This is a genomic window from Enterococcus sp. AAFC-DPL-6103, assembly GCF_058216595.1.
In genome coordinates, this window is record NZ_CM177102.1 from 2,281,479 (window position 1) to 2,306,381 (window position 24,903).

Sequence of the window (24,903 nt, forward strand, 5' to 3'; positions counted from 1 at the left end):
ATACACAAAAACGAGTTCATTAAAGCTTCTATTTTTATTTCTCTGTTTCCCCCTCCTCTTTTTTACTGCTATTCTTCCCAAATAAATATATATTATATCGTAGAAAGACCTCTCTCAGCGAGCTGTTCCAGTGAATGAAATTAGTGTAAATCTTCTAATCCAATAAGATTTACCATTTGAATCGCTACTTTTTTAAGCTTTCTTTGTTCCCTTTTCCAGCAAACAGCGTAACGTTTGCTTTCCATTAATAACTCATTTAAGCTTTGAGGTATGAAATACAGTCTGTCACTTGGTCAGTTGTCCGTTGTGTCATTTGAGCATTAAAAACAAAGTAAGCTTAGTAAACCAACTAACTTCTACGCTGGAAAAAACTTTAGGAGGAACAACCATGGACATCTATTTGACATTTACCAATCAAGCAAAAGAAGTCATCTGTTTTTACGAAAAAATCTTCTCCGTCACTTGTACCGATCTAACAACTTTTGGAGATATGCCTAGTTCACCTGATTTTTCTATCCCGGAAGAACAAAAAGAGCTTGTTTTAAATGCTAGTCTGATGATTTATGGCACACGCGTCATGTTTTCCGACACGCCAGAAAGTATGTCTGTTCCGGTTGTGATGGGCAATAATGTTTCTTTAGTCATTCAGACGACTACTCCAACAGAAACCAAGCAACTTTTCCAACAATTAAGTGAAGGCGGAGAAGTTACTATACCTTTAGAACCCACCTTTTGGGCAAAACTTTACGGGACTTTTACTGACCGCTACGGAATCAATTGGATGGTCAATCTTCCCTTAGAGGAAGACTAGCTATCAGCCTTGCGCTAGGTAACTTTCTTTTTGGTTTTTTCTGACTTACTCATACAAAATAAAAGGAGTACAGCCATTCTGGCTGCACTCCTTTTTTGTCAACTTCTGTTAAGCTTTCCAGCTAGCTACTTTATCTTGGTTATTTTCAATCCAAGTTTTTGCAGCTTCTTGCGGATCTTTTCCATTGTTGATTTCTAGCATAACTTCTTCCATGTCTTCTTTCGTCCAATTGAATTGGTCCAATACTTTATATGCTTCAGCTTGATCTTCTTTCAATCCTTTACGAACCATTGTATGGATCTGTTCTTCACTACCCATACCATTTTTAGGATCTTCTAAATATTTCAACTCATATTTTGCGAACATCCAATGAGGTGACCAACCAGTAATCACAATTGGTTCTTTCTTCTTAATAGCTTGTCCTAAAGCAACTGTCATTGCACCGGATGAAGAGGTTTCTACCGTCCAGTCTGCTAAATTATCATATGTGTTGATTGTATTTTCTGCGGCGTTGACTACACCAGCGCCAGGCTCGATCCCAATGATTTTTTTATTTGCTTGATTTGTTAAATCAGCAATTGAGTCCACATCCATATAGTCTGGAACAACTAACCCAACTTTTGCACCTTTTAAATTTGCTCCTAAATCAACAATTTGATCTTTGTATTGAGCATATTGTGAGCCATGTGTTTTTGGTAACCACGCAGAAACCATGCCATCTGATTCGCCCTTAGCTATTGATTCCCACATGATTGAATTATCGAGTGGTGTCATCGTTACATCATACCCCATTTGGCGTAAGACTTCGCCTACCACATTCGTTGAAGCCACTTCTGTATCCCATTCAACATAAGATAAGTTGATTTTCTTCGTTTCTTTACTTGAAAAGACGCTACCAACACCTAGTGCACCTAGTAAGATAACTGCTGTTGCAAGGATGATTGCTCCACGACGTTTTTTACTTTTAACACCTGCAGGATCACTTGCTTTTTTGGTACGTGGTTGATTCAAATGTTGTGTGAAACGGTCAATGATAATCGCTAAAATAACTAAAGCAACACCATTAACGAACCCGTTCCCAACTTGTGCACGTTGTAATGCGGACAACACTCCACGTCCTAATCCAGGCGCACCAATCATTGAAGCAATCACAACCATGGATAATGAAAGCATCGTCGTTTGGTTGATACCAGCCATAATAGTATTTTTGGCTAAAGGTAATTCTAATTTAAATAATTTTTGCCAGCCTGTACTCCCAAATGAATCAGAGGCTTCCACTAACTCTTTCGGTACTTGACGAATACCTAAATTCGTAAAACGAACAGTTGGCGGTAAAGCAAAAATGACAGAAGCGAAAACACCGGGTACCATTCCAATTCCGAAAAAGGCAACTGCTGGAATTAAATAAACAAAACCAGGCATTGTTTGCATAAAATCAAGAATCGGTTTGATTATGCTCTGAGCTTTATCACTTTTTGCCATTAAGATCCCTAAAGGTACACCAATGATAATCGAAATCACACTTGATAATAAAACAAGGGTCACCGTATTCATCAAATCAGTCCATAAACCTTGATTATAGATAAACCATAAACCCACCAGTGTAAATAAAGTTAATCCTAGACGTTTTTTAGAAATAAAGAAAGCTACTATTGTTAATAGTAAAATGAAAATTGGTGCTGGAATAATCAATAAAAGATTTGTTATCCCAGTCATGATTGCTTGTCCTATTGTTTGTAGGAAAGAAAATAAGCTCGAAAATGTTGTTGTGAACCATTCCGTAATCGTTTCTACCCAATCAGCAACAGGAATTTGATAGTTTAATAAATTATTCATGTTCACTCACCTCACTTGTTTCTGCCAACGCTTCAATCACACTTCCACGAATGACAACTCCTCGTAACTTGCCATTATCAACAACTGCTAGTGGCGTTGGTGAATCATAAATAATATTAAAGATGTCATTAACTAACATATCCTTATCAATGGTCGTTACATTCTCATCCAAGAAATCAGTCAATGGCCGTTTTTGACGACGCGCTTCCAAAGCATTTTCAGCTGTAATAATTCCTTTTAAGTGACGTTTTTTATCAACAGCCATCAGCATACTTACTTCTTCACTGCGCATTCGTGTCAATGCAACGTTTGGTCCATCAACTTCAATATTTGTTGTTAAAGCTGGTACCATGATATTTTGTGCAGTCAAGACTTTTGAACGATCGACTTCTTCCACAAATTCACGGACATATTCGTTGGCAGGGTTTGTTAAAATTTCTTCCCCTGTTCCAATCTGCATAATCTCTCCATCTTTCATTAGAGCAATTCGATCCCCAATACGTAAAGCTTCGTTTAGATCATGCGTGATAAAAATAATTGTTTTTTGAACAGAAGCTTGTAATTCAAGTAGCTCATCTTGCATCTCACGACGAATCAATGGATCCAATGCAGAGAAAGCTTCGTCCATCAGCAAAATTTCTGGATCATTTGCTAGCGCACGTGCTAGACCAACACGTTGTTGCATCCCACCAGATAATTGATTAGGATATTGATCTTTAAATGAAAACAAACCGGAATTTTCTAACGCTTGTTCTGCTTTTTTTTGGCGTTCTTCTTTGGGTACGCCACGAACTTCTAATCCATACTCCGTATTTTCCAAAATCGTTCGTTGTGGAAACAACCCAAAGTTTTGAAAAACCATGTTGATTTTATGACGACGAACTTCGCGTAGTTCTTCTTTATTTAATTGGGATACATCTTCCCCATCAATATAAATATTCCCAGAAGTTGGCTCAATCAGACGATTCAATAATCGAATCAATGTAGACTTTCCACTTCCTGAAAGTCCCATGATGACGAAAATTTCGCCTTCTTTCACATCAAAATTCACATCGTATACGCCAACTGTTGCACCAGTTTTCTTTAAAATTTCTGTTTTTGGTTGATGCTGTTGCATCATTTCTAATGCGGTTTGTGTCTTTTTACCAAAAATTTTTGTTAATTTTTTTACTTCAACTTTTGCCAAACCAATTCTCCTTTTTTTCGCAAGTTTCAATTTTTTTTCATGAAAAAAGTGACCACACAATATTAACATCATGTAGTCACTTTGTCAAAAAAAGAAAAAAGAGCGTACAATCGCTTGTCCGCTCTGCATTTTGCTCATTTTTATTCTTCTGGATAGAAAAAATTCATCATTCGTTGTAACGTATATTCATTTCCAATAAAGTGAACTGTATCGCCTTCACTAAATTTTGCGTATGGGCCTGGAGAAACGAGTAGTTCTTCTTCGTGCGAGATCGCAATGACTGTCGCACCAGTGACTTGCCAAATGTTTAATTCACTGATTGATTGATCCAAATGTTCCGCATTTTTACTTAATTGCAATTCAAATGGTAACAATGGATTCATTTTGTGGATACGTTTTGTTTGGTTAACTAATTGATCCAGAAGTTGCGAAAAGTGATCTAACTCTTCTTTTTGTTTTTCGACACTAGCCATAATATCTGCTTTGGTCTCCTGAATGGATTGTACATCTTGATATTGTAATAAAAATTCTTTTGCTTTTTCTTTGGAAGCAACAAATGCACCACTACCATGACGAACTTCCATGATTCCCAAATCAACTAAAACATTGATGGCTTTACGTGCCGTTTCTGGTGAGGCATTATAAGTGCTTGCTAAGGTTGAGCGGGCATGGATTTTTTCGCCAACTTTGTAACGATTTTCCACAATTCGTTCCGCTAAGTCCACCGCAATTTGTTGATAACGTGGACGAACAACTTTTTTCTTTTCCGCCATGGCTTCTTTCCTCTTCCCTTTCGAATCTTGTCAAACTCATCTTACTATGCTCGGTTAAAATAAGCAAAAGAAGCTGAAGTAAAACGAATGTCTTCCCTCAGCTTTTTATCAGTTCTTACTCAATTTTTTTATTTTTCAGCGCTGGATGCTTTTTTCACTGGACAAGTAGTATGACAATCGTCACAATTTTTACCTTTTTTCACACGAGAATAAACAATATAGCCTGCACTACCAAAAATCAATACACTTAATAAAAATGTTGCCATCTTATCTTTCTCCTTTCAATGAAAGTGACACAACAGATTCTTTCTGTGCCATCGGTTTTTTTATGATGCCATACACGAGAGCAATCCATACGAAGCCAGCTAAATAAGTCATGATTGACAAAGATCCACCTTCAAATACCGCATGCCCAATTTGATAGATGATAAAACTTACTAAGTAAGCTAAGCCACACTGATAACCAATCGCAATCCATGTCCACTTTTTCGAACCCATTTCACGATGAATTGCGCCAATTGCAGCAAAACATGGCGCACACAGCAAATTAAATGCAAGGAACGAATAAGCTGCGACTGGCGTATACGTTCCACGAAGAACTTGCCAGATTTCTTGTCCGTTTTCGGAAACTTCTGTATTTCCGAAAAGAATACCAAATGTTCCAATCACATTTTCTTTTGCTACTAACCCAGTAATCGTTGCAACGGCCCCTTGCCAATTTCCCCAGCCAAGTGGGTGGAAAATAGGTGCAATGATTCTTCCCAGTCCAGCTAAAATACTGTGGGTTTCCGCTACTGACTGACCACGGAAATTATAAGAAGATAAAAACCAAACAGCAATACTTGAAACAAAAATAATCGTTCCTGCTTTTTTCACAAATGATTTACAGCGATCATACGTTTGTCGCAAAATCGTTTGAAGCTGCGGAAAATGGTACATAGGTAATTCCATAATAAATGGGGCTGTTTCGCCAGCAAATAAGCGTGTCTTTTTCAACGCAATCCCAGATAAAATAATGGCACTCATTCCCAAAAAGTAAGCAGACGGTGCTACCCAAGAAGAATGTGGGAAAAAAGCGCCTGCAATCAATGCAATGATTGGTAGTTTTGCGGAACAAGGCATGAAAGTCGTAACCATAATCGTTAAACGACGATCTTGTTCATTCTCAATCGTCCGACTCGCCATCACGCCCGGTACACCACACCCCGTCGCAATCAACATCGGGATGAACGACTTACCTGACAAGCCAAACTTGCGGAACAAACGATCCATCACAAAAGCAATGCGTGCCATATACCCGCAGTCCTCAAGAAAACTTAAACAGAGAAACAGAACCATCAGTTGTGGTAAAAAGCCTAACACTGCACCAACACCAGCAATGATTCCATTCAAAATGAGTTGTTGCATCCAGTCTGCGACTTGAGCAGCCTGTAACCAGCTTCCAACTGTTTCCGGTACCCATGAGCCAAAGAATGTATCATTGATCCAGTCCGTGCCCATCGTTCCAATTGTTTGAATGGCTAAATAATAGATAAACCACATCACTAGCGCAAAGATTGGTAACGCCAACCAACGATTCGTTACGATTCGATCAATTTTGTCGCTTAACGAATATTGGAAGGAGTCAACCGTTACCATACTCAAAGCTGTTAGCTGTGTGATAAATTCATATCTTTCATTGACGAGAATCGTTTCGCTTTCTTCTGCAAAAATTTTTTCTGTTAACTGGATCAGCTCTTCAATTTCTTTTGTTTGTTGCGTTGTTAACACTAATTCAGAACTAGCTAATGTTTCTCGTTCAAAGTACTTCAAGGCATACCAACGTTGGTTTTTCATTGTGAAATCAAAATGCAAGACATCTTCAATTTCATTTAATGCTGCTTCCAATCGCGGATCGTACTCGCACGGTTCTGGTATGGTAAAAGTTTCTCGAGTAGTTAACAACTTTGAAACACGCTCAAGTCCTTGGTTTTTGACAACACTCATCGGAATAACTGGCACACCTAAACCATAAGACAATTTTTCCAGATTAATTGTTTTTCCTTCTTTTTTGACCACATCCATCATGTTTAAACAGACAACCACTGGAATTTCTAAATCAAGTAACTGCGTAGTTAGATAGAGGTTTCTTTCCAGATTCGTCGCATCTACGATATTCAACACAACATCTGGACGTTCATGAATCAAATACTCTCTGGCAACCATTTCTTCAGGTGTGTACGGTGAGAGAGAATAAATACCGGGTAAATCTTGAATATGAATGGCTGGATGTTTTTTCAGGCTACCTGATTTTTTTTCGACTGTCACTCCTGGCCAATTTCCAACATATTGATTGGCTCCCGTCAGCGCATTGAATAGACTTGTCTTCCCACTGTTAGGATTACCAACTAACGCAACTTCAATACTCATTCACTTTGCTCCTTTTGAACAAGAATCAATTCAGCTTCTTTTTTTCGCAATGTTAATTCATATCCGCGTAAAGTAATCTCGAGTGGATCGCCCAATGGTGCTAACTTCCGAATCACAACTCGAACATTTTTAGTCACACCCATATCCATTAAACGTCGTTTCACTGCACCTTGCCCATGAATAGCAACCACTGTCGCACTTTCACCAACAGTTAGTTGATCAAGGGATGTCCAAGCTTCAGCTAATGATTCTGGCTTCTTCACAATGATTTGCGCTAATAATTCTCGATTGACTGCAATTCGATTGTTCTTTAATAGTAGAATTGCATTTTCCCCTGAAAAATTCACAACAACAATTTTGGTTCCTGGAATGATTCCTAAATTTTGTAAATGATTTTTGACAGACTCTTTTGTCTGGATTTTGACAATTTGGTAAACTAAATTCTGTTTTGCTTGTGCTAAAGTTTCCATCCGAAATCCTTTCTTGTGAAAAAAATCATGTAGGGAAATGATTTCATTCTTTTTGTTTCTATTTATTTTTATTGAACATATTAACGATTGATAATCATTCTCAACAAGAATAACTCCATCAATTGAGAAAGTCAATTATCATTGTGAAAGATTACACTTTCGTTATAAATTATTTTAATTTGATGGAAAAAAATTCTTTTTAAGCGGTTATCCACAGCTTTTTTTTACTTGATTATGGTTTTTTCCTTACTGATGCTTGCTTTCAATTGTTTTTCAAAAAACACAAAACTTAGTATTCCACAGTTTCCACAACACAATATATAGTGTTTCTTAATTGACTTTTTTACTAAGAGTTTTATACTATTGATTATAGATAACGACGGAATATGTTATGAGGAGGCAGAAAGAATGAACGTAAAAATTTTTTCTAAAAACAACTGTATGCAATGTAAAATGGTCAAACGCTTTTTAGCTGATAATAAAATTGATTTTGAAGAAGTAAATATCGATGAAAAACCAGAAGCAATCAATTGGTTGAAAGAACAAGGATTCCAAAGCGTCCCTGTGACAACTTCTGAAATTGAAACAGTTATTGGCTTTCGTCCAGATCAATTACGCAAATTAGCTAGCTAATTTGTCTATCAACTAAAAATAGGTAGCACACTTGGATTTGACGGCTCGACCAAAAGCCCCAAATCCTTTTTTAAAGCACGATTCTCCAAAACTAAACAAAAAGAAAAGAAGGTTGGGCGTACTTATGAGTCTTAAAAATTTAAAAGATGTCAGTTACTTTAAGTTAAACAACGAGATTAACCGACCAGTTAACGGTCAAATTCCTTTGAACAAGGATAAAGAAGCTCTTGCAGCTTTTTTTGAGGAAAATGTGCAACCAAATACAATGACATTTCCAACAATCAAAGAAAAAATCGATTATCTGATTGAAAATCAATATATCGAAGCAGAATTTATCCAATTATATTCTGATAAATTTATTGAAAAGTTGTACCAATTTTTGGCAGACCAACACTTTACCTTTAAGTCATTTATGGCAGCTTATAAATTTTATTCTCAATATGCGTTAAAAACAAATGATGGCTCTGCTTATCTTGAATCTTATGAAGATCGTGTAGCTTTCAATGCTTTATACTTTGCAAATGGTGATGAAGCACTTGCATTAGCTTTAGCAGATGAAATGATCCATCAACGTTACCAACCCGCAACTCCTTCATTCTTAAATGCTGGGCGTAAACGTCGTGGCGAGTTAGTTTCTTGTTTCTTAACACAAGTGACTGATGATATGAATTCAATTGGGCGATCAATCAACTCCGCTCTACAATTATCTCGTATTGGTGGCGGTGTAGGGATTACTCTTTCCAACTTACGTGAAGCAGGTGCCCCTATCAAAGGATATGAAGGAGCAGCTAGTGGTGTCGTTCCTGTCATGAAATTATTCGAAGATAGCTTTAGTTATTCAAATCAATTAGGTCAACGTCAAGGTGCTGGTGTGGTTTATTTGAACGTTTTCCACCCAGATATCGTTGCCTTTTTATCTGCCAAAAAAGAAAATGCTGATGAAAAAATCCGTGTCAAAACACTTTCTCTTGGTGTTGTTGTTCCAGATAAGTTCTATGAATTGACTCGTAAAAACGAAGAAATGTATTTATTTAGTCCTTATAGTGTAGAAAAAGAATACGGCGTTCCATTTTCTTATGTAGATATCACGGAAGAATATGATAACTTAGTAGCAAATCCTAATATTCGTAAACAAAAAATCAAAGCACGTGATTTAGAAAATGAAATTTCAAAATTACAACAAGAATCTGGTTATCCTTATATCATCAATATTGATACAGCGAACCGTGAAAACCCAATCGACGGCAAAATCATCATGAGTAATCTATGTTCTGAAATCTTACAAGTCCAAACACCTTCTGTTATCAATGGCAAGCAAGAGTACGAAGTGTTAGGAACAGATATTTCATGTAATCTAGGTTCAACGAATATTGTTAACTTGATGGATAGTCCCGACTTTGGAAAATCGATTCGAACAATGACTCGTGCCCTAACATACATTACAGATGCTTCTGATATTGATGTTGTGCCACCAATCCAAAATGGAAACAAACTAAATCATACCATTGGACTAGGCGCAATGGGCTTACACACTTACTTTGCAAAAGAACAAATGGAATATGGTTCTGAAGATTCGTTAGACTTTACCAATATCTATTTCATGTTGTTGAATTACTGGACATTAGTTGAAAGTAATCAAATTGCTCGTGAACGTAAGGAAGTTTTCCACAACTTTGAAAAATCAGACTATGCGAATGGTACTTACTTTGACAAATATATCACTGGCGAGTTCCAACCAAAATCGGAAAAAGTAAAAGCATTATTTGAAGGTATCTTCGTCCCAACTGCACAAGATTGGGAAGAGTTAAAACAAGCGATTATGAAAGATGGCCTATACCATCAAAATCGTCTGGCGGTAGCGCCAAACGGTTCAATTTCTTACATTAATGATACAAGTGCAAGTATCCATCCGATTACGCGGATGATTGAAGAACGCCAAGAAAAGAAAATCGGAAAAATTTACTATCCTGCACCTTATCTTTCAAATGAAACGATTCCTTACTATACTTCTGCTTACGATATGGATATGCGTAAAGTCATCGACATTTATGCGACTGCGCAAAAGCACGTTGATCAAGGAATGAGCTTAACTTTATTTATGCGTTCAGAAATTCCAGAAGGCTTATATGAATGGAAAACAAGTAGCAAGCAATCCACACGTGATTTAAATATTTTACGTCACTATGCCTTTCATAAAGGTGTGAAATCAATTTACTATGTACGTACCTTTACCGATGATGCAGAAGAAATTGGCAGCAATCAATGTGAAAGTTGTGTCATTTAACAAGCCAAGAATTTAGAAACGACAATCAATAAAGGAGTAAACTCATGTCAGAAACTTATTATGAAGCAATTAACTGGAATGAAATCGAAGATATTATTGACAAGTCTACCTGGGAAAAACTAACGGAACAGTTTTGGTTAGATACTCGTATCCCACTTTCAAACGATCTAGACGACTGGCGGACACTTTCTGAACTAGAAAAAGAAACCGTTGGGCATGTATTCGGTGGTTTGACGTTGCTTGATACCGTCCAATCAGAAAGCGGGATGGATCAGCTACGAAATGACGTCCGTACACCACATGAAGAAGCTGTTTTAAACAATATTCAGTTTATGGAGTCGGTTCACGCAAAAAGTTATTCTTCTATTTTCAGTACATTAAATACAAAAAAAGAAATTGAAGAAATTTTTGAGTGGACTAATACAAACGTCTATTTACAACGCAAAGCAGAACGTATCAATGAGATCTATAAAAACGGTACACCTTTAGAGAAAAAAGTAGCGAGTGTTTTCTTAGAAACATTCCTCTTTTACTCTGGTTTTTATACACCTCTTTATTATTTAGGAAATAACAAATTAGCAAACGTTGCTGAAATCATCAAATTGATTATCCGCGATGAATCTGTTCATGGAACGTACATTGGTTATAAATTCCAACTTGGCTACAACGAGTTACCTGAAGCAGAACAAGAACAATTAAAAGACTGGATGTACGATTTGCTTTACGAATTGTATGAAAATGAAGAACGTTATACAGAAGAATTGTATGATGAAATGGGTTGGACAGAGGAAGTAAAAACCTTCTTACGCTACAATGCAAATAAAGCATTGATGAATCTCGGGATGGATCCACTTTTCCCAGATACTGCAAATGATGTCAATCCAATCGTCATGAATGGGATCTCAACTGGTACAAGTAACCATGATTTCTTCTCTCAAGTCGGAAATGGTTATTTACTAGGTCATGTGGAAGCAATGAAAGATGACGATTATTTAATTGGATTAGAATAAACATTCGACATTCTTTAATCGAATCTTTTGGTCATTTTCTTTCGCTAAAAAGAAAGGAACACATCAACTATTCGCTCTAGAAAACCAAAAATCATTTGACTTATTTTCTGGGAAATTTTCCTTTGAGCTGCTGTTGATTCATAAAAAAATGTCTAAGACATAATCAAAATGATTACGTCTTAGACATTTTTTACGTTCCTAGTTGTCAAGAAAGACTAACTAAGCGTAACTTAGTAATATTTTTATATGTGGAAAGTTCCTCGATCACATCCGTGTAAGTCATTCCCTTGGGTAAATCAATCGTGTAAATATTCGTGTAAATGCGATAATCTTCAACAAATTTAACATCAAAATTCACATCTTCAATTTTAATTTTTCTCGCTTCAAAATAATCAGACAAAAAATCTTTGGTTTCCTGTCGATGAATAAATTGGATCTCTAATTTTTTTGTTGTCGGAACGTGAATAATCCGCTTAACCATTGTCAAAGCAATCATCACTCCAATGAAACTGATGATTGCAATTGAATAAAAGCCCATCCCGATTGCAATTCCTAGGCCAGCTCCTGCCCAAAGAGAAGCCGCTGTCGTCAAACCAGTCACCGAGCGCTTTGTTACAATGATCGTTCCAGCACCTAAAAAACCGATTCCACTAACAACTTGAGCAATCAATCTTGCTTCATCTGAACGAATCACGCCTGAAAGATCTGGATGTTGCATTGCATCCTGCACTGCTCCTCCAGCAATTTCGACTTGTATCAAAGCAATGATACATGCGCCCATACAAACTAAAATATGCGTGCGCATTCCTGCTGGACGATTTTTATATTGTCTTTCAAAACCAATTGCACCCCCAAATAACATCGCCAATCCTAGACGCAGAGTGATTTCTGGAATCGTTAATACCATATCTGCCATCTCACCATCTCCTCTCATTCAATATAGCACATTTTTTATGGGTAAGAAAAAAGAAGACGACCAAATACTCATTGATTTGGTCGTCTTCTTTTCAATCATGTCTTTTTTATGATTAGCCCAAAATTCCGAGTGCACTTAACGCAATCGATAAAATCAAAATAATCCAGATGACACGTGTGGAATTTAATTTCTTGTGGCCTAGCATCCAGTAAGTCAACAAGACTAATAAAACTGGTACTAATGAAGGTAAAATAGCATCCAATGTATCTTGGATCACTAGTTCTACGCCATCTTTTTTATAAACAAACGGTACAGTTGCTTTCACAACGGAAGGAATCAATGCCCCAATAACCGTAACTCCTAAGACAGTTGCCGCATTCGTAAAAGCAGATAACTTATCTTTTAAGGTCGTAACTAATTTTACCCCTTGTTTATAGCCCAATGGTAATAAAGCAGCTCGACCAAATAGCAAAGCAATATTGGCGATGACCCAGATAACACATCCAACAATTGAACCACTTTGGGCTAAGGTACCTGCAATTGATCCAAAAATTGTTCCCCAAATTACATGGAATAGTGAATCCCCTACACCTGCAAGTGAACCCATCAATGCTGTCTTTAACGCAACGATCGTATCTTTTGCTTGATAGCCATCTTCTTCTTCGATTGCAACATCGATCCCCATAATCAAATTCCCAAAAATCGCATTTGTATTAAAAAATTGGTTATGTGTTCGTAACATATCTTGTAGTTCCAATGGATCTTCTCCATAAAACTTTTTCAAAACAGGCAACATCCCATATAAATAACCTGAACTCATCATTCGTTCATAGTTCCAGTTCAATTGACTTCCTAAAATATAACGCCAACTAATTGCGTTCAATTCTTTTTTTGTTAGTTTTTGATTATTCATCACCATCAAATCCTCCCTCGAAAGTTCCAGTGTTTGCTACTGTTTGAACACGTGCTGCTTTTTCGCTATCACGTTTAAAGACAATCATTGCTGCAATGACACCCACAATTGAAATACCTAACATTGGTACTTGCAAATATGCAGCTAAAAAGAAACCTAAAAGCAAATAAGGAATATATTGTTTTGTAGGAAGGTAATGTAGCAAGATTCCGATACCAACTACTGGTAACACACCGCCAGCTGTTTTTAGACCATCCATCAACCAAGCTGGTGTATTTTCAGTAATTGTTGAGACTGCAGCGTCACCTACAAGTAACATCAACAGGATTGGAATCGCACGTGATAATCCCCATAAGAAAGAACCAGACAATACAAGTCGAGGAATTCGGCCAATTTTCATCTCATCAATTGCACGATCAATACGGTGTAACAAGAAAACATTACAGAAACGAGCTACTACATCAAGTTGCAACATCAATAAAGAAACTGGAACAGCTAATCCAATTCCATACTCTGCTCCTTTTCCTGAAATCACCGCAAAGGCAGTTCCTAGCACGGCTCCTGTAAAGTAATCAGGAACTGAAGCGCCACCGAATGCTGCGATACCTAAACGCATCAATTGAAGCGTCCCGCCAACCATTAACCCCGTTTTTAAATCCCCCATGATCATTCCTGAAATCATTCCGGCGATTGCTGGCTGCGTTAGTGTATTTGAAATAAGTGAATCATTAATGGCAATAAAAGCATAAACAGTAATAAGAATAATTTGATATATTTCTAAATGCATGGCTGTCTTCCTCCTAATATTAGCTTCTTAATTTTTCCATAAAGTCGATAATTGGATCATTTGGCACCAATTGCGCAGTTACTTTCACTTTTTTTGCGGCAATCGCTTCGAAAATTGTTTCTTCTTCTTTCAATACTTTGATGCTCTTCGTTACATCTCTTGCGCCTTCTTTATAACTCATGTTTCCGACATTGACCGTTTCCAGTCGGCCACCAGCTTCTAAATATCGCAATACGTCCGTTGGATTTTTAAAGACCAAGAAAATTCTTTGTTTTCCGTACTTACCTGATTGAATATTTTTAGCTGCAGTAGCGACGTCTAAAACAGAGAGACGCATCGATGTAGGCGCTGCCATTCTTAACGAAGATTTTTGTAAAGAATCTTTAGCTGCTTCATCATTGATCACAATAATTCGTTGCGTATTCAAGCTGGGTGACCAGATACCCGCCACTTGTCCATGAATCAAACGTTCATCGATGCGGACGTTAACAATATTTGCTTTACCTTCATATTCTTTGTATTTTTCTAAATCTGCATTAGAAACAATCGGATCTTTTTCGACTTCGGCTTCCATCATTTTCTTTTTAACGTTTGCAATTCCGCTTAACGATAGTTGAATCAACTCACTGACACTTGCTTGGCTGTTCAACGTAGCTTCAATGACTAATGGTAAAGACATTCCAGCAATAATTTCTACGTCGTCATTGTCAAGATAGTTAGCCAATGCAACATTACACGGTGTTCCACCTAATAAATCGGCAATAATCAAAGTCTCTCCATTAAGGGCTTTCATTTTTTCTTTTAATTCATTTTCAAATTGTAGATTGTCCCCATCTGGTTTCAAAGAAGCTGTATGAACATGTGTCTGTTTGCCAACAATCATCTCCAAACTTGCTTTGACCCCTTCTGCCATATTTCCATGGCTAATCAATAGGATATTTCTCATCTGTTTTCATCCCCCAAATTGAATATTAAACTTAACATATTATGTTTTGCATACTCATACTATATCACACCACTTTCTTCACGTAAACCTAACATCTTAACATATTATATTTTTTCGATAAAAATCACATTTCGTGAATTAACCCAAGGATAATCAATTGCTAAACTAAAGTTAACATGTTATGCTACTAGTTAGTATTTACCGCAGAGAATGGAGGGTATAATCGAATGATTCCCAAATATGAACAAATTAAGCAAGATTTATTAACAGAAATAAAAAAACATAAATTTATTCCTGGAGATAAATTTTATTCCGAAGCTGACATCAAACAAAAATATTCTGTCAGCTCAATTACAGCTGTCAAAGCATTGAACGAGTTGACAAACGCAGGCTATCTGTACCGTATTCAAGGAAAAGGAACGTTTGTTTCCAAATCAAAAGTCTCCCAAAGTGTGAAATTTTCTGATATTGAACTTCATTCTTTAGACAAAGAAAAAGTCAAAGTTTTAGCTATTGAAGAAGAGAATCACCCTACTATTTTAAAGGAACTTGGCTTACCTGCCAATGCTTCCTACTATAAAATCAAGCGTGTTCGTTTTTTTGAAGACGTGCCTTTTCTTTTACATATCACTCATTTACCTAAAAAGTTGGTAAAAGAACCACTGGCAAAAGATCTCTCGGCCTACGCAAGTGTTTATGAGCGGGTACGCAAAGACTTTGACATTGATTTATTTTCCCTAGCTTCTGTTGAAACAGACGAAATTATTTTTTCTGATGACTCAGAACTATTGAATTTACTACAGTTAAGTTTTAGAGAACCTGTCGTCAAGCAAGTCAAACATTCTTACTTAGCTGATCAAAGTGTCGCAGAGTACATCGTCAGCTACAAACATTGGAAATATTTCAAAACAAAAATCGAAGTGGAAGCTGAGTAAGCTACCACTTTTTTTGTGCTTCAGTCCTTTTTTAAATGGATAAGAAGAAATGGAACATTCGCTTTTTATAGTTAAGTACGGTATACTAATCTAAGTTAATATGTTAACAAGTTAAAAGGAGGCTCTCATGAAACTTCAAGATAAGCAAAAGGAATTGATTCAACTCAGTAGTAACGTACAAGAAGACTGGTTAGCACAACAATTAGATTGGTGCTGCCAACAAATCGAAACAAATATGCAACGTTATGGGTTAGATTTCCCTTCCGCCTGTGCAACAGACGGAAACTATCGAATCAAACCAAATGATGATTGGACAAATGGTTTTTGGACTGGGATGCTTTGGCTCGCTTACGAATGGACGGGAAAAGAACTATTTTTAGTGCGTGCGATGGAAAATATCCATAGCTTTCAAGAGCGATTAGACAAGCATTTTGTGTTAGATCATCATGATATTGGCTTTTTATATAGTTTATCTGCTGGAGCGGGTTATACTGTTACCGACAGTTTGTTGTGTCAGCAGCAAATTTTACAAGCTGCAGATGTTTTAATGGCTCGGTTTCAGCAAAAAGGACAATTTATTCAAGCTTGGGGAAAATTTGGGGAACCCAAAGAGTATCGGCTAATCATTGACTCACTAATCAATTTGCCGTTACTCTTTCGTGCAACAGAAATTTCTGGTGACACACGCTATCAAGAAATTGCCCAAAAGCACTATCATACTTTACTGAAAACGGTCATTCGAGAAAATGCGACCACTTTCCATACTTATTATTTTGATCCACTAACCGGCGAACCCAGCCATGGTGCAACTCATCAAGGAAACAGTGATGAGTCGATTTGGGCACGCGGACAAAGCTGGGCAATTTTAGGTATCCCATTAAATGAAAGTTATTTACAAAATAAGCAACTAAATGGGACAAAGGAAGTTACACCTCTAACAAATGCTGGCTTCCCGTCAAACTATAAGGAAATCGTCGATGTCTTTTTAACGAACCTACCTCAAGATCTCGTTCCTTACTGGGACTTTGATTTTAATGACCAAGTTCCTTCAGATAAAGACAGTTCTGCTCTAGCAATCACTGCATGTGGTCTACTGGAAGCTGATAAAAGTAGTGCCTATCCATCTGCAAAGGAATTAGCACAAGGAATGATTTATCAATTAGGTGAAAAATATTCAGCCAAATCCGAAACGCAAAACGAAGGTCTTCTATTACACGGTGTCTATGCGCATGCAGAAGGAAAAGGCATCGATGAACCAAACCTTTGGGGCGATTATTTTTATTTTGAAGCACTGATGCGTTTAGCAAGACCTGAGTGGAAAAAATATTGGTGAGGAGAAAAAACGATGCAGACATTTGAAATCAAAGAAGATTTTTTACTTGATGGAGAACCCATCAAATTAATCAGCGGAGCGATTCACTACTTTCGACTAGCACCTGCTCAATGGGAAGACAGCCTATATAATTTAAAAGCTTTAGGCGCCAACACGGTTGAAACCTATATTCCTTGGAACATCCATGAACCTCAAGAAGGAACTTTTGAGTTTGAAGGAATAAAAGATGTTGTAGCTTTTGTTAAGTTAGCACAAGAATTAGGTTTGATGGTTATTTTGCGTCCTTCTGTTTACATTTGTGCTGAGTGGGAATTCGGTGGTTTACCAGCTTGGCTTCTGAAAGAACCTGGTATACGATTACGCTCAACTGATCCTCGATTTATGGAAAAAGTCAAAAATTATTATACTGTTTTGCTACCAAAACTAGCACCGCTTCAAGTCTCTCAAGGTGGCCCTGTTATCATGATGCAAATCGAAAATGAGTATGGTTCATATGGCATGGAAAAAGAATATCTTCGCCAAACAAAACAACTGATTGAATCTTTTGCTATTACGGTTCCTTTATTTACCTCTGATGGTTCTTGGCCTGAAGTTTTAGATGCGGGAACATTGATTGAAGACGATGTATTTGTGACTGGAAATTTTGGCAGTCGTTCAAAAGAAAATGCAAACGTTTTAAAAAAATTCATGGAACAACATGGAAAAAATTGGCCCATCATGTGTATGGAATACTGGGATGGTTGGTTTAATCGCTGGAACGAACCCATTATCAAACGTGATCCACAAGATTTAGCAAATGAAGTCAAAGAAATGCTGAAAATTGGCTCTCTTAATCTGTACATGTTCCATGGTGGTACAAATTTTGGCTTCTACAATGGCTGTTCAGCTCGAGGAATGACCGACTTACCACAAGTTACCAGCTATGATTATGATGCATTGTTAACTGAATCTGGTGAACCAACTGAAAAATACTATCTCGTGCAACAAGCAATCAAAGAAGTCTGTCCTGATGTTTGGCAAGCAGAACCAAGAACGAAAAAATTGAGTGCCCTTGGAAATTATCCAGTAACAGAAAGTGTTTCCTTTTTCAAAACAAAAGATCAAATGATGACGGGGATTGCTTCTCCTTACCCATTAACCATGGAAAATATCAGTACAGGTTATGGCTATATCCTCTATTCTGCTCAGTGGAAAAATTATCAGCACGAAAATAAATTACGACTTGTTGAAGCAAGTGATCGTGCGCATATCTATAGTGATGGCAAGCATCAGGCTACACAATATCAAGAAACACTCGGTGAAGAAATCATGATTACTGGTCAAAAAGAAAACGAGGTAATCCAAATCGATGTATTAGTAGAAAATTTAGGTCGAGTGAATTACGGAGCTAAATTAAATGGTCCTACACAGTCAAAAGGCATTCGTGGGGGCATCATGCAAGATATCCATTTTCATCAAGGATATGTTCACTATCCATTGACGTTGGAAAAAGAACAACTCGAAAAAATTGATTACCAAGCTGGAAAAGTACCAGAGCAACCTTCTTTTTATCAATTCAAGTTTGATTTAGCAGACACTGCAGATACGTTTATTGATTGCTCCCGTTATGGTAAGGGCGTTGTAGTTGTCAACGGAATCAATCTGGGGCGTTATTGGAATCAAGGGCCACTTCTAACTCTATATTGTCCAAAAAGTTTCTTGAAACAAGGAGAAAATGAAGTTATGATTTTTGAGACGGAAGGAGTGAAAATCGAAGAACTTTGTTTGGTTGATGCACCGAAGGAAAAAGTTATTGATCGACCAAACCTGTAAAGGTTGTGGCTCCAAGCGCTCAGCTCCAAAAAAATATTGAGCAACTGACTAAAATAGCTTTTCATATTTTGGGACAGTTGAGAGTTATTTCGAGGAGTTGCTTGGGGAACACCGTGAATGAGGTTGTGGCTCCAAGCGCTCAGCTTCAAGCAATAAGGATACTTTTCTAACAATGGCTTCCCTTTTTTCTATGAAAAAGAGGTATTGCCAAAGTGAGGATACTTTGGCAATACCTCAATTGAAGTTATGAATCAAAGTATCCACTTCAACGACTAATTACAACTCGTACATAGCAAAAACAGCTGGAGCGTTTACTTCAGCCGTTTTTGCTATGTTCTTTTAATTATTCATCGCGAATATTTCGTCCAAAGACTTCGATTTGTGTTAATGCTGGAAATGGTGAATCATCATTTGCTTTTTTCAAGTTTTTTAGTGTTAGTTTGCTTGTTTTTTTCAGTGGAAAAGTAATTTCTTGGAATGACAAGGCATCTGTCGTAGGTACAACTAGCGTTTCACCATCTGAAAAAAGTAACGTGATTTCTGTCCAAAAACTATCATGTGGAAAATCTCCGCGAAAGAGCACTTGTACCCGATCTGTCTCAATCATTCGTCCAAAATCGATAACTAACTCTGCATCTGCTTGTTGATTGATTCCCCAAGAAGCAAATGGATAGGAACCATGAGAAAGGTTGCCATATTTACCATCAATCGCATTTTTAGCAAAAAAGACAGCATCATTTCGTGTTTCTACATTTGCAAACGCATGCGGATAAACACCTGTATCATTTTTTTGGTCATGTGTATTGATGGACAAGTTTTGATAGTTAGTGATTTCAAATTCATAAGCTTTACGAATCATCAACTGATGTCGAGTTGATTGAAATCCAGTTTCTACACTTGATTTCATCAAGGATTCCTCCAAAGGAAAATGATATTCCCATTTTTCTTCGGGCAAATAAATCAAATTTGGTGCTAATGTCTCATCTAACTGAACGACAAAATAACTTTCATTTGCCTCTGTAGTCACTACGACTTTATCGCCCAACTGATAACGGTAATCTTTAATTGCCAAAACAGCCATATCTTCTCCCATTGCTTCAAATGGTCCTACTTCTTTGTTATGATCGATTTTTCCAATAATTGGTTGATTGTATTGATTTTTCAAACTAATTTTCAGCATGTTTTTCTCCCTTTTCTGTTATGCCACCAACTAAACAAATCAAGCGATGTGTTCCGGGTTGCAAATGATTTTTCAAATACGGTAAGCTAGTCCGCGGGAAAAACAAAGAAGTATTTGCTTCCAATTGCGTGACCTTTGCTTCTTCATATCCTTCAACAGCTATGATTTGCGAGCATAACTCTTCTGAATTGATTTTCGCGGATAATGGCTCAATTATGCCTCCAATGTTTTTCCCTTTTAACGGTAAACTAAAACCCCCTTCTCTGATTTCAATTGGGATCATCGTTTTGATTTCATGGAATCGTACGTGCCATTCACCAAAAGGATAAATCGCTGTCTGAATTTCTACTTCTTCAAAGGGTTGCCAGAGATAGCTTACACAATTGTTATCCGCGTGATAAGAAATGACTTCTCCTTTCACTCGGTAAGATTGACCGTCTCTGGAAACTGCCAGAACATTATCAAACGCACCCGCTTCATACTCGACGCCAGCTTTTGGGACACTAAACCCAAACTTGGTTGAATAGACAAATTTACTGTATTTCGCTTCTGCATGCGCTTGGTGATACACTAGATTTCCAAATGGATACCCCAATACATGCTGTCCATTTTTTGCCTGAACGATGAACATATTTCCTGTAGTTATAAACTGGTTTTCTTTTTTTTCGATTGGTTCTGGCTCTGCTTGCCAAAATGGATGTGTTCGTTCCGTAGCTAATAATAAGAAAATCTTCAATGCCCAATAGGGTGATCCTGGAGCATTATATCCTTCTGCCATGACAAGATTCTCGTAGTGGTACCCAATTGACAATCGTCCATCAAAAGTAAAGATATCGTGTGTCAGCCACGTCTGTAGATGATTGGATAAAAGTGTTTTCATTTGTCCCCAAGGAATTGCTTCAACCTCTGCAAAAATCAGTGCTGAAAAAAATGCACCTTGAGCAAACCGATAAGTCAGACTTCGTCCGTACGGTAGTGCCTCGCCATCTGAGTCAAAGAAATAAATAAATTCTTGCGCAAATCTTTTAGCACGAGCAACAAATTTATCTGCCCATTCTGGTAGTTCTTCTTTCATGAATTTCGCAAAAATCAACCCGTAATAATGAAAAGCAAAAGGCACATAATAATCTTTTTGTGTGAGTTTTCCATCCACATACCAACCATTTTCAATCGCCATTGTATCAATCAAAGTCAATTCTTCAATCAATTTTTTCTGATTCAACTTTTCTCCGCAATGAGCTAGTGCCAAACGAATCAGTACTTTGAAAAAAGTCCAATTATTTTTCGGAATTTTTTTATCCAATGCTTGAGTCAACCAAGCAACAAGATTTCGTTGATCCTTGGTTGACATTTCCAGCCAAAAATAATCTTTATCTAATAATAAAGTTAGTGAAAGTGCAGCCATTTCAACGATATATTGATCATAGTCTTCGACTGCTCCCCAGTAGAATGGGCTGTCTGGGTTGGTCCCATTTGAAATCTTTTGGATATAAGCATCTCTTAATTCATCCTCTTGCTTCGTTGTCCAATACGGGCCTAAGCCCCAAAGCACACGGATAAGCGCTTCCATATCTGCGCGTTTTTGATCGTATACTGCGCCACTACTCCCCAAGTGTAATCCGGATAATTCCGAATGAATCATCTCATCTCGTAAAGGTTGAATCATGTCTTCCAATGCGTACTGAAAATCTTCGCGCGTAAAAAAATGACTTTTTTCTTCCTGATACACTCAATCTCCCCCTTGCCTCTTTCAATCAAGGATAACAAGGTACTATTGCTTTTTCAACTTAACATTTTTTTCAAAATGAATGTTAGATGAGAAAAAAATTTTTTAGCCACTAACTTAACCTATTAACTTTGTACGAGGCATTTTTAATTCCAAGGATTCAGCCGGCTTTTCGTTTTTACTTAACCTAAAACAAATGAAAAATTTTTTATCAAATAATTTTCCCTTTTTTAAAATAAAAATGGCTATCACGAATGCCTCATTGAAATATACACAAGAAAATAGGAGATAAGACAAAAGTTTTGCCCTATCTCCTATTTCTGAATATCTCAAGCAACTCTATCAAAATAGCTTACATTCATTGCAAAATATGAAAAGTTATTTTGAATGTTTGCTCGCTATCTTGTCGGAGCTGATTGCTTGGAACCTCTTCTTATAGCTTGCTTGCAGCTTCTTCGTCGATGATTACAACAACATTATCATGGTTTTGCAATGCACTTGCTGGCATTTCTGTTGTCACAGGTCCATCAACCATTCCTTTGATGGCGTCTGCTTTGTTTTCGCCATAAGCCATCAAGACGATTTTCTTTCCTTTAAGAATTGAACCAATTCCCATTGAAACAGCTTTAGTTGGTACATCTTCCACTTTGTCAAAGAAGCGTTTATTCGCATTGATTGTTGATTCAGTTAAGTCAACGACAGAAGTTGTTCCGTCAAATGGCGCACCGGGTTCGTTGAAACCAATGTGTCCATTTTGACCAATTCCTAAGATTTGGATATCAATTGGATTTTCGTCAATTGTTTTGTCATATTCTTTACATGCAGTAGCTAAATCTTCTGCTTTACCATTTGGTACATAAGTTGCTTTGAATGGTTTTTTATCAAATAATTGAACGTTCATAAAATGACGGTAGCTTTGTTCATCTGATCCGCCTAGTCCAACATACTCATCTAAGTTAACAGAAGTCATGTCACTAAAATCAATGTCGCTTGAAGTCATTTCTTTATATAAAGTAATTGGCGTACTACCTGTTGCCAAACCTAAAACCTTTGCCCCATTTGCCATGCCATCTTTGATTATTTCAAAAGCTTTTTTGCCGCCTTCTTCAGCGTTTTTCACACGAATGATTTCCATAGTGATTACTCCTTTGTGTTTTGGTATAGCCCAATTATAGCACCCTTTTTTTCAGATTACAATAATTAGTATAGACCAAATTTGAATTTTTTTCATTTTCTTGACATTTTTCATTCATTTGTGTTAGTTTGCATAAGACGAGGTAATTAAATTGATTTTTGCTGCATTTTAACCAGGATACTTGACGACTGCGGACAGAACTGTCTGCAGTTTTTTTACTATTAAGAAGGAGAAATTATGAGTATATTAACACTAACAAATATCACCCAACAATTCGGTGATAAAATTCTTTATGAAGACATTCAACTACAATTAAACGCTGGCGAGCATTTAGGACTGATTGGTCAAAATGGTGCGGGAAAAAGTACCTTGATCAAAATTATCACAGGGGAAATTCTTCCAGATAACGGTCATATCCAATGGCAAAAGAATATTCATCGTGGCTATTTAGATCAGTACGTCGAAGTCGATGAACAATTGACAATCCAAGAATTTCTGAAAACTGCTTATGCTGATGAATTTGAAAAAGAACAAAAAATCGGCGAACTTTATACCCAATATGGTGAGACGTTTGATGACTCCCTACTTGAAAAAGCAGGAAAATTACAAACCGAACTCGATCAAGGTATCTTTTATCAAATTGATACGCTTGTAGCTGAAATGAGTAGCGGGCTTGGCTTAGACGTGTTAGGCACCAATACATTATTAAAAGAACTGAGCGGTGGACAACGTTCAAAAGTGATCTTAGCCAAATTACTTTTAGAAAATCCAGATGTTTTAATCTTAGATGAACCTACAAACCATTTAGATGATCAACACATCCAATGGCTGACACAGTTTCTGCAAAGTTTTCAAGGTGCATATATCGTGATTTCCCATGATCAAGAATTTTTAGATCAAATCACTACACACATTGCAGATATCGAATTCGGTCAATTAACAAAATACACAGGTCATCTAAAACAAGCTTTGAAACAAAAAGAACAAAATCGAGAAAGTTATTTACGACAATATCATGCGCAGCAAAAACAAATCGAGAAAACTGAAGCTTATATTCGTAAATACAAAGCTGGCTCTCGCTCAACCATGGCAAAGAGTCGTCAAAAACAATTAGACAAAGTCGATCGATTGAAACCGCCAACCAATACAGCAACTGCTGTATTTGATTTCCCTTTCACACCAATTGTCACAACATTAGCACTAGAGACAACCGATTTAGTCATTGGGTACGAACGACCTCTGCTATCACCTATCAACTTGACGATTCGTTTTGGTGAAACCGTTGCGATTCGTGGCTTTAATGGGATTGGAAAATCGACATTGCTTAAAACCTTAATTGGTGAAATCAAACAATTAGATGGTCAGTTTCATTTTCCAGAAAACACCAAAATCAATTATTTTTCACAAGATTTAACTTGGGAAAATCCATTGGAAACACCGTTACAATATTTAAGTGGGCACTTTCCTAAAGCAACAATCAAAGAATTACGTCGTCAATTAGCCAAAGCTGGCTTAGTCAACCAGCTGGCAAGCGAACCTCTAGCTACACTAAGTGGTGGTGAGCAAACAAAAGTAAAACTTGCACAGATGACTATGAACAGTGGGAATCTACTGATTTTAGATGAACCTACAAACCATATTGATCACGAAACGAAAGCAAGTTTACAAAAAGGGATTCAACAATTTACAGGAACTGTCTTAGTTGTTTCCCATGAACAAGAATTTTATCAAGAACTGGTTGATCGAGTGATTGAAATCGAAACGACTTAGACAACGTACAGCAACAATCACTTAGCAAATAAAACGTG

General features: G+C 37.1%; 21 protein-coding genes. 8 read left to right on the top strand and 13 right to left on the bottom strand.

Going from position 1 to position 24,903, the window contains the following annotated elements:
- Positions 1-388 precede the first annotated feature (388 nt).
- Complete coding sequence (locus AC4BC3_RS10840) at positions 389-811, top strand: VOC family protein (protein ID WP_490466493.1); 423 nt, start codon at positions 389-391, stop codon at positions 809-811.
- A gap of 108 nt (positions 812-919) precedes the next feature.
- Here the strand turns inward: AC4BC3_RS10840 and AC4BC3_RS10845 are convergent, their stop codons facing one another.
- The 6 genes from AC4BC3_RS10845 to AC4BC3_RS10870 all read right to left on the bottom strand — a co-directional run bounded on the left by AC4BC3_RS10845 (position 920) and on the right by AC4BC3_RS10870 (position 7,485).
- Positions 920-2,647: an ABC transporter permease/substrate binding protein gene (locus AC4BC3_RS10845; protein ID WP_490466494.1), complete on the bottom strand. Its 1,728-nt coding sequence runs from the start codon at positions 2,645-2,647 to the stop codon at positions 920-922.
- The gene (locus tag AC4BC3_RS10850; protein ID WP_490466495.1) at positions 2,640-3,833 is read right to left on the bottom strand and encodes a quaternary amine ABC transporter ATP-binding protein; all 1,194 of its coding nucleotides are present in this window, start codon (positions 3,831-3,833) and stop codon (positions 2,640-2,642) included. The genes AC4BC3_RS10845 and AC4BC3_RS10850 overlap by 8 nt, the downstream gene beginning before the upstream one ends.
- A gap of 140 nt (positions 3,834-3,973) precedes the next feature.
- Positions 3,974-4,606 (bottom strand): GntR family transcriptional regulator, encoded by a 633-nt coding sequence (locus AC4BC3_RS10855; protein WP_206897622.1) that lies wholly within the window; start codon positions 4,604-4,606, stop codon positions 3,974-3,976.
- A gap of 128 nt (positions 4,607-4,734) precedes the next feature.
- Positions 4,735-4,872: a FeoB-associated Cys-rich membrane protein gene (locus tag AC4BC3_RS10860; protein ID WP_490466496.1), complete on the bottom strand. Its 138-nt coding sequence runs from the start codon at positions 4,870-4,872 to the stop codon at positions 4,735-4,737.
- A 1-nt stretch (position 4,873) separates the two neighbouring features.
- Positions 4,874-7,015 carry a ferrous iron transport protein B gene (gene feoB, locus AC4BC3_RS10865; protein WP_490466497.1) on the bottom strand — a complete coding sequence of 714 codons (2,142 nt, stop codon included), beginning with the start codon at positions 7,013-7,015 and terminating at the stop codon, positions 4,874-4,876.
- A complete protein-coding gene (locus AC4BC3_RS10870) occupies positions 7,012-7,485 on the bottom strand; it encodes a FeoA family protein (protein ID WP_206910223.1) in 474 nt (157 codons plus the stop codon). The genes feoB and AC4BC3_RS10870 overlap by 4 nt, the downstream gene beginning before the upstream one ends.
- A 408-nt stretch (positions 7,486-7,893) precedes the next feature.
- Here AC4BC3_RS10870 and nrdH point away from each other — a divergent pair, with 408 nt between their 5' ends.
- The 3 genes from nrdH to nrdF all read left to right on the top strand — a co-directional run bounded on the left by nrdH (position 7,894) and on the right by nrdF (position 11,412).
- Complete coding sequence (gene nrdH / locus AC4BC3_RS10875; protein ID WP_206910225.1) at positions 7,894-8,118, top strand: glutaredoxin-like protein NrdH; 225 nt, start codon at positions 7,894-7,896, stop codon at positions 8,116-8,118.
- Between the two features lie 124 nt (positions 8,119-8,242).
- Positions 8,243-10,402, top strand: a complete 2,160-nt coding sequence (nrdE, locus tag AC4BC3_RS10880; RefSeq protein WP_490466498.1) for a class 1b ribonucleoside-diphosphate reductase subunit alpha — start codon at positions 8,243-8,245, stop codon at positions 10,400-10,402.
- Between the two features lie 44 nt (positions 10,403-10,446).
- Complete coding sequence (nrdF, locus tag AC4BC3_RS10885) at positions 10,447-11,412, top strand: class 1b ribonucleoside-diphosphate reductase subunit beta (RefSeq protein ID WP_206910230.1); 966 nt, start codon at positions 10,447-10,449, stop codon at positions 11,410-11,412.
- 205 nt (positions 11,413-11,617) lie between these two features.
- Here nrdF and AC4BC3_RS10890 read toward each other — a convergent pair whose 3' ends face one another.
- The 4 genes from AC4BC3_RS10890 to AC4BC3_RS10905 form a co-directional block, all read right to left on the bottom strand.
- On the bottom strand, positions 11,618-12,328 hold the full coding sequence (locus AC4BC3_RS10890) for an MgtC/SapB family protein (protein ID WP_067482927.1): 711 nt from the start codon (positions 12,326-12,328) through the stop codon (positions 11,618-11,620).
- Positions 12,329-12,440: 112 nt separating this feature from the next.
- Complete coding sequence (locus AC4BC3_RS10895; protein ID WP_206910232.1) at positions 12,441-13,247, bottom strand: PTS system mannose/fructose/sorbose family transporter subunit IID; 807 nt, start codon at positions 13,245-13,247, stop codon at positions 12,441-12,443.
- Complete coding sequence (locus AC4BC3_RS10900) at positions 13,234-14,028, bottom strand: PTS mannose/fructose/sorbose/N-acetylgalactosamine transporter subunit IIC (protein WP_206910234.1); 795 nt, start codon at positions 14,026-14,028, stop codon at positions 13,234-13,236. The genes AC4BC3_RS10895 and AC4BC3_RS10900 overlap by 14 nt, the downstream gene beginning before the upstream one ends.
- Before the next feature lie 19 nt (positions 14,029-14,047).
- Positions 14,048-14,974: a PTS sugar transporter subunit IIAB gene (locus AC4BC3_RS10905; protein WP_490466499.1), complete on the bottom strand. Its 927-nt coding sequence runs from the start codon at positions 14,972-14,974 to the stop codon at positions 14,048-14,050.
- Positions 14,975-15,201: 227 nt separating this feature from the next.
- Between AC4BC3_RS10905 and AC4BC3_RS10910 the strand changes: the two genes are divergently transcribed.
- The 3 genes from AC4BC3_RS10910 (at position 15,202) to AC4BC3_RS10920 (ending at position 19,054) form a co-directional block, all read left to right on the top strand.
- Positions 15,202-15,909, top strand: a complete 708-nt coding sequence (locus AC4BC3_RS10910; protein ID WP_206910236.1) for a GntR family transcriptional regulator — start codon at positions 15,202-15,204, stop codon at positions 15,907-15,909.
- Positions 15,910-16,036: 127 nt separating this feature from the next.
- Positions 16,037-17,242, top strand: coding sequence for a glycoside hydrolase family 88 protein (locus AC4BC3_RS10915; RefSeq protein ID WP_206910237.1), 1,206 nt, complete (start codon positions 16,037-16,039; stop codon positions 17,240-17,242).
- A 12-nt stretch (positions 17,243-17,254) separates the two neighbouring features.
- Positions 17,255-19,054, top strand: coding sequence for a glycoside hydrolase family 35 protein (locus AC4BC3_RS10920; RefSeq protein WP_490466500.1), 1,800 nt, complete (start codon positions 17,255-17,257; stop codon positions 19,052-19,054).
- Positions 19,055-19,397: 343 nt separating this feature from the next.
- Here the strand turns inward: AC4BC3_RS10920 and AC4BC3_RS10925 are convergent, their stop codons facing one another.
- From AC4BC3_RS10925 to nagB, 3 genes are all read right to left on the bottom strand, one after another.
- Complete coding sequence (locus AC4BC3_RS10925) at positions 19,398-20,234, bottom strand: hypothetical protein (protein ID WP_490466501.1); 837 nt, start codon at positions 20,232-20,234, stop codon at positions 19,398-19,400.
- Positions 20,221-21,963, bottom strand: coding sequence for a DUF2264 domain-containing protein (locus AC4BC3_RS10930; RefSeq protein ID WP_206910240.1), 1,743 nt, complete (start codon positions 21,961-21,963; stop codon positions 20,221-20,223). Before AC4BC3_RS10930 ends, AC4BC3_RS10925 begins: the two co-directional genes overlap by 14 nt.
- A 430-nt stretch (positions 21,964-22,393) precedes the next feature.
- Positions 22,394-23,095 carry a glucosamine-6-phosphate deaminase gene (gene nagB, locus AC4BC3_RS10935; protein ID WP_490466502.1) on the bottom strand — a complete coding sequence of 234 codons (702 nt, stop codon included), beginning with the start codon at positions 23,093-23,095 and terminating at the stop codon, positions 22,394-22,396.
- Positions 23,096-23,332: 237 nt separating this feature from the next.
- Between nagB and AC4BC3_RS10940 the strand changes: the two genes are divergently transcribed.
- Complete coding sequence (locus AC4BC3_RS10940) at positions 23,333-24,865, top strand: ABC-F family ATP-binding cassette domain-containing protein (protein ID WP_206910242.1); 1,533 nt, start codon at positions 23,333-23,335, stop codon at positions 24,863-24,865.
- The last annotated feature ends 38 nt before the right edge of the window (positions 24,866-24,903 follow it).

What these genes read in the sequence shown, in the direction of transcription:
- feoB (WP_490466497.1), bottom strand. Translation starts at nt 7,015, where the DNA reads ATGAGTATTGAAGTTGCGTTAGTTGGTAATCCTAACAGTGGGAAGACA.
- AC4BC3_RS10925 (WP_490466501.1), bottom strand. Translation starts at nt 20,234, where the DNA reads ATGCTGAAAATTAGTTTGAAAAATCAATACAATCAACCAATTATTGGA.
- AC4BC3_RS10845 (WP_490466494.1), bottom strand. Translation starts at nt 2,647, where the DNA reads ATGAATAATTTATTAAACTATCAAATTCCTGTTGCTGATTGGGTAGAA.
- AC4BC3_RS10855 (WP_206897622.1), bottom strand. Translation starts at nt 4,606, where the DNA reads ATGGCGGAAAAGAAAAAAGTTGTTCGTCCACGTTATCAACAAATTGCG.
- nagB (WP_490466502.1), bottom strand. Translation starts at nt 23,095, where the DNA reads ATGGAAATCATTCGTGTGAAAAACGCTGAAGAAGGCGGCAAAAAAGCT.
- nrdE (WP_490466498.1), top strand. Translation starts at nt 8,243, where the DNA reads ATGAGTCTTAAAAATTTAAAAGATGTCAGTTACTTTAAGTTAAACAAC.
- AC4BC3_RS10840 (WP_490466493.1), top strand. Translation starts at nt 389, where the DNA reads ATGGACATCTATTTGACATTTACCAATCAAGCAAAAGAAGTCATCTGT.
- nrdF (WP_206910230.1), top strand. Translation starts at nt 10,447, where the DNA reads ATGTCAGAAACTTATTATGAAGCAATTAACTGGAATGAAATCGAAGAT.
- AC4BC3_RS10895 (WP_206910232.1), bottom strand. Translation starts at nt 13,247, where the DNA reads ATGGTGATGAATAATCAAAAACTAACAAAAAAAGAATTGAACGCAATT.
- AC4BC3_RS10940 (WP_206910242.1), top strand. Translation starts at nt 23,333, where the DNA reads ATGAGTATATTAACACTAACAAATATCACCCAACAATTCGGTGATAAA.
- AC4BC3_RS10915 (WP_206910237.1), top strand. Translation starts at nt 16,037, where the DNA reads ATGAAACTTCAAGATAAGCAAAAGGAATTGATTCAACTCAGTAGTAAC.
- AC4BC3_RS10905 (WP_490466499.1), bottom strand. Translation starts at nt 14,974, where the DNA reads ATGAGAAATATCCTATTGATTAGCCATGGAAATATGGCAGAAGGGGTC.
- AC4BC3_RS10920 (WP_490466500.1), top strand. Translation starts at nt 17,255, where the DNA reads ATGCAGACATTTGAAATCAAAGAAGATTTTTTACTTGATGGAGAACCC.
- AC4BC3_RS10870 (WP_206910223.1), bottom strand. Translation starts at nt 7,485, where the DNA reads ATGGAAACTTTAGCACAAGCAAAACAGAATTTAGTTTACCAAATTGTC.
- AC4BC3_RS10910 (WP_206910236.1), top strand. Translation starts at nt 15,202, where the DNA reads ATGATTCCCAAATATGAACAAATTAAGCAAGATTTATTAACAGAAATA.
- nrdH (WP_206910225.1), top strand. Translation starts at nt 7,894, where the DNA reads ATGAACGTAAAAATTTTTTCTAAAAACAACTGTATGCAATGTAAAATG.
- AC4BC3_RS10890 (WP_067482927.1), bottom strand. Translation starts at nt 12,328, where the DNA reads ATGGCAGATATGGTATTAACGATTCCAGAAATCACTCTGCGTCTAGGA.
- AC4BC3_RS10900 (WP_206910234.1), bottom strand. Translation starts at nt 14,028, where the DNA reads ATGCATTTAGAAATATATCAAATTATTCTTATTACTGTTTATGCTTTT.
- AC4BC3_RS10860 (WP_490466496.1), bottom strand. Translation starts at nt 4,872, where the DNA reads ATGGCAACATTTTTATTAAGTGTATTGATTTTTGGTAGTGCAGGCTAT.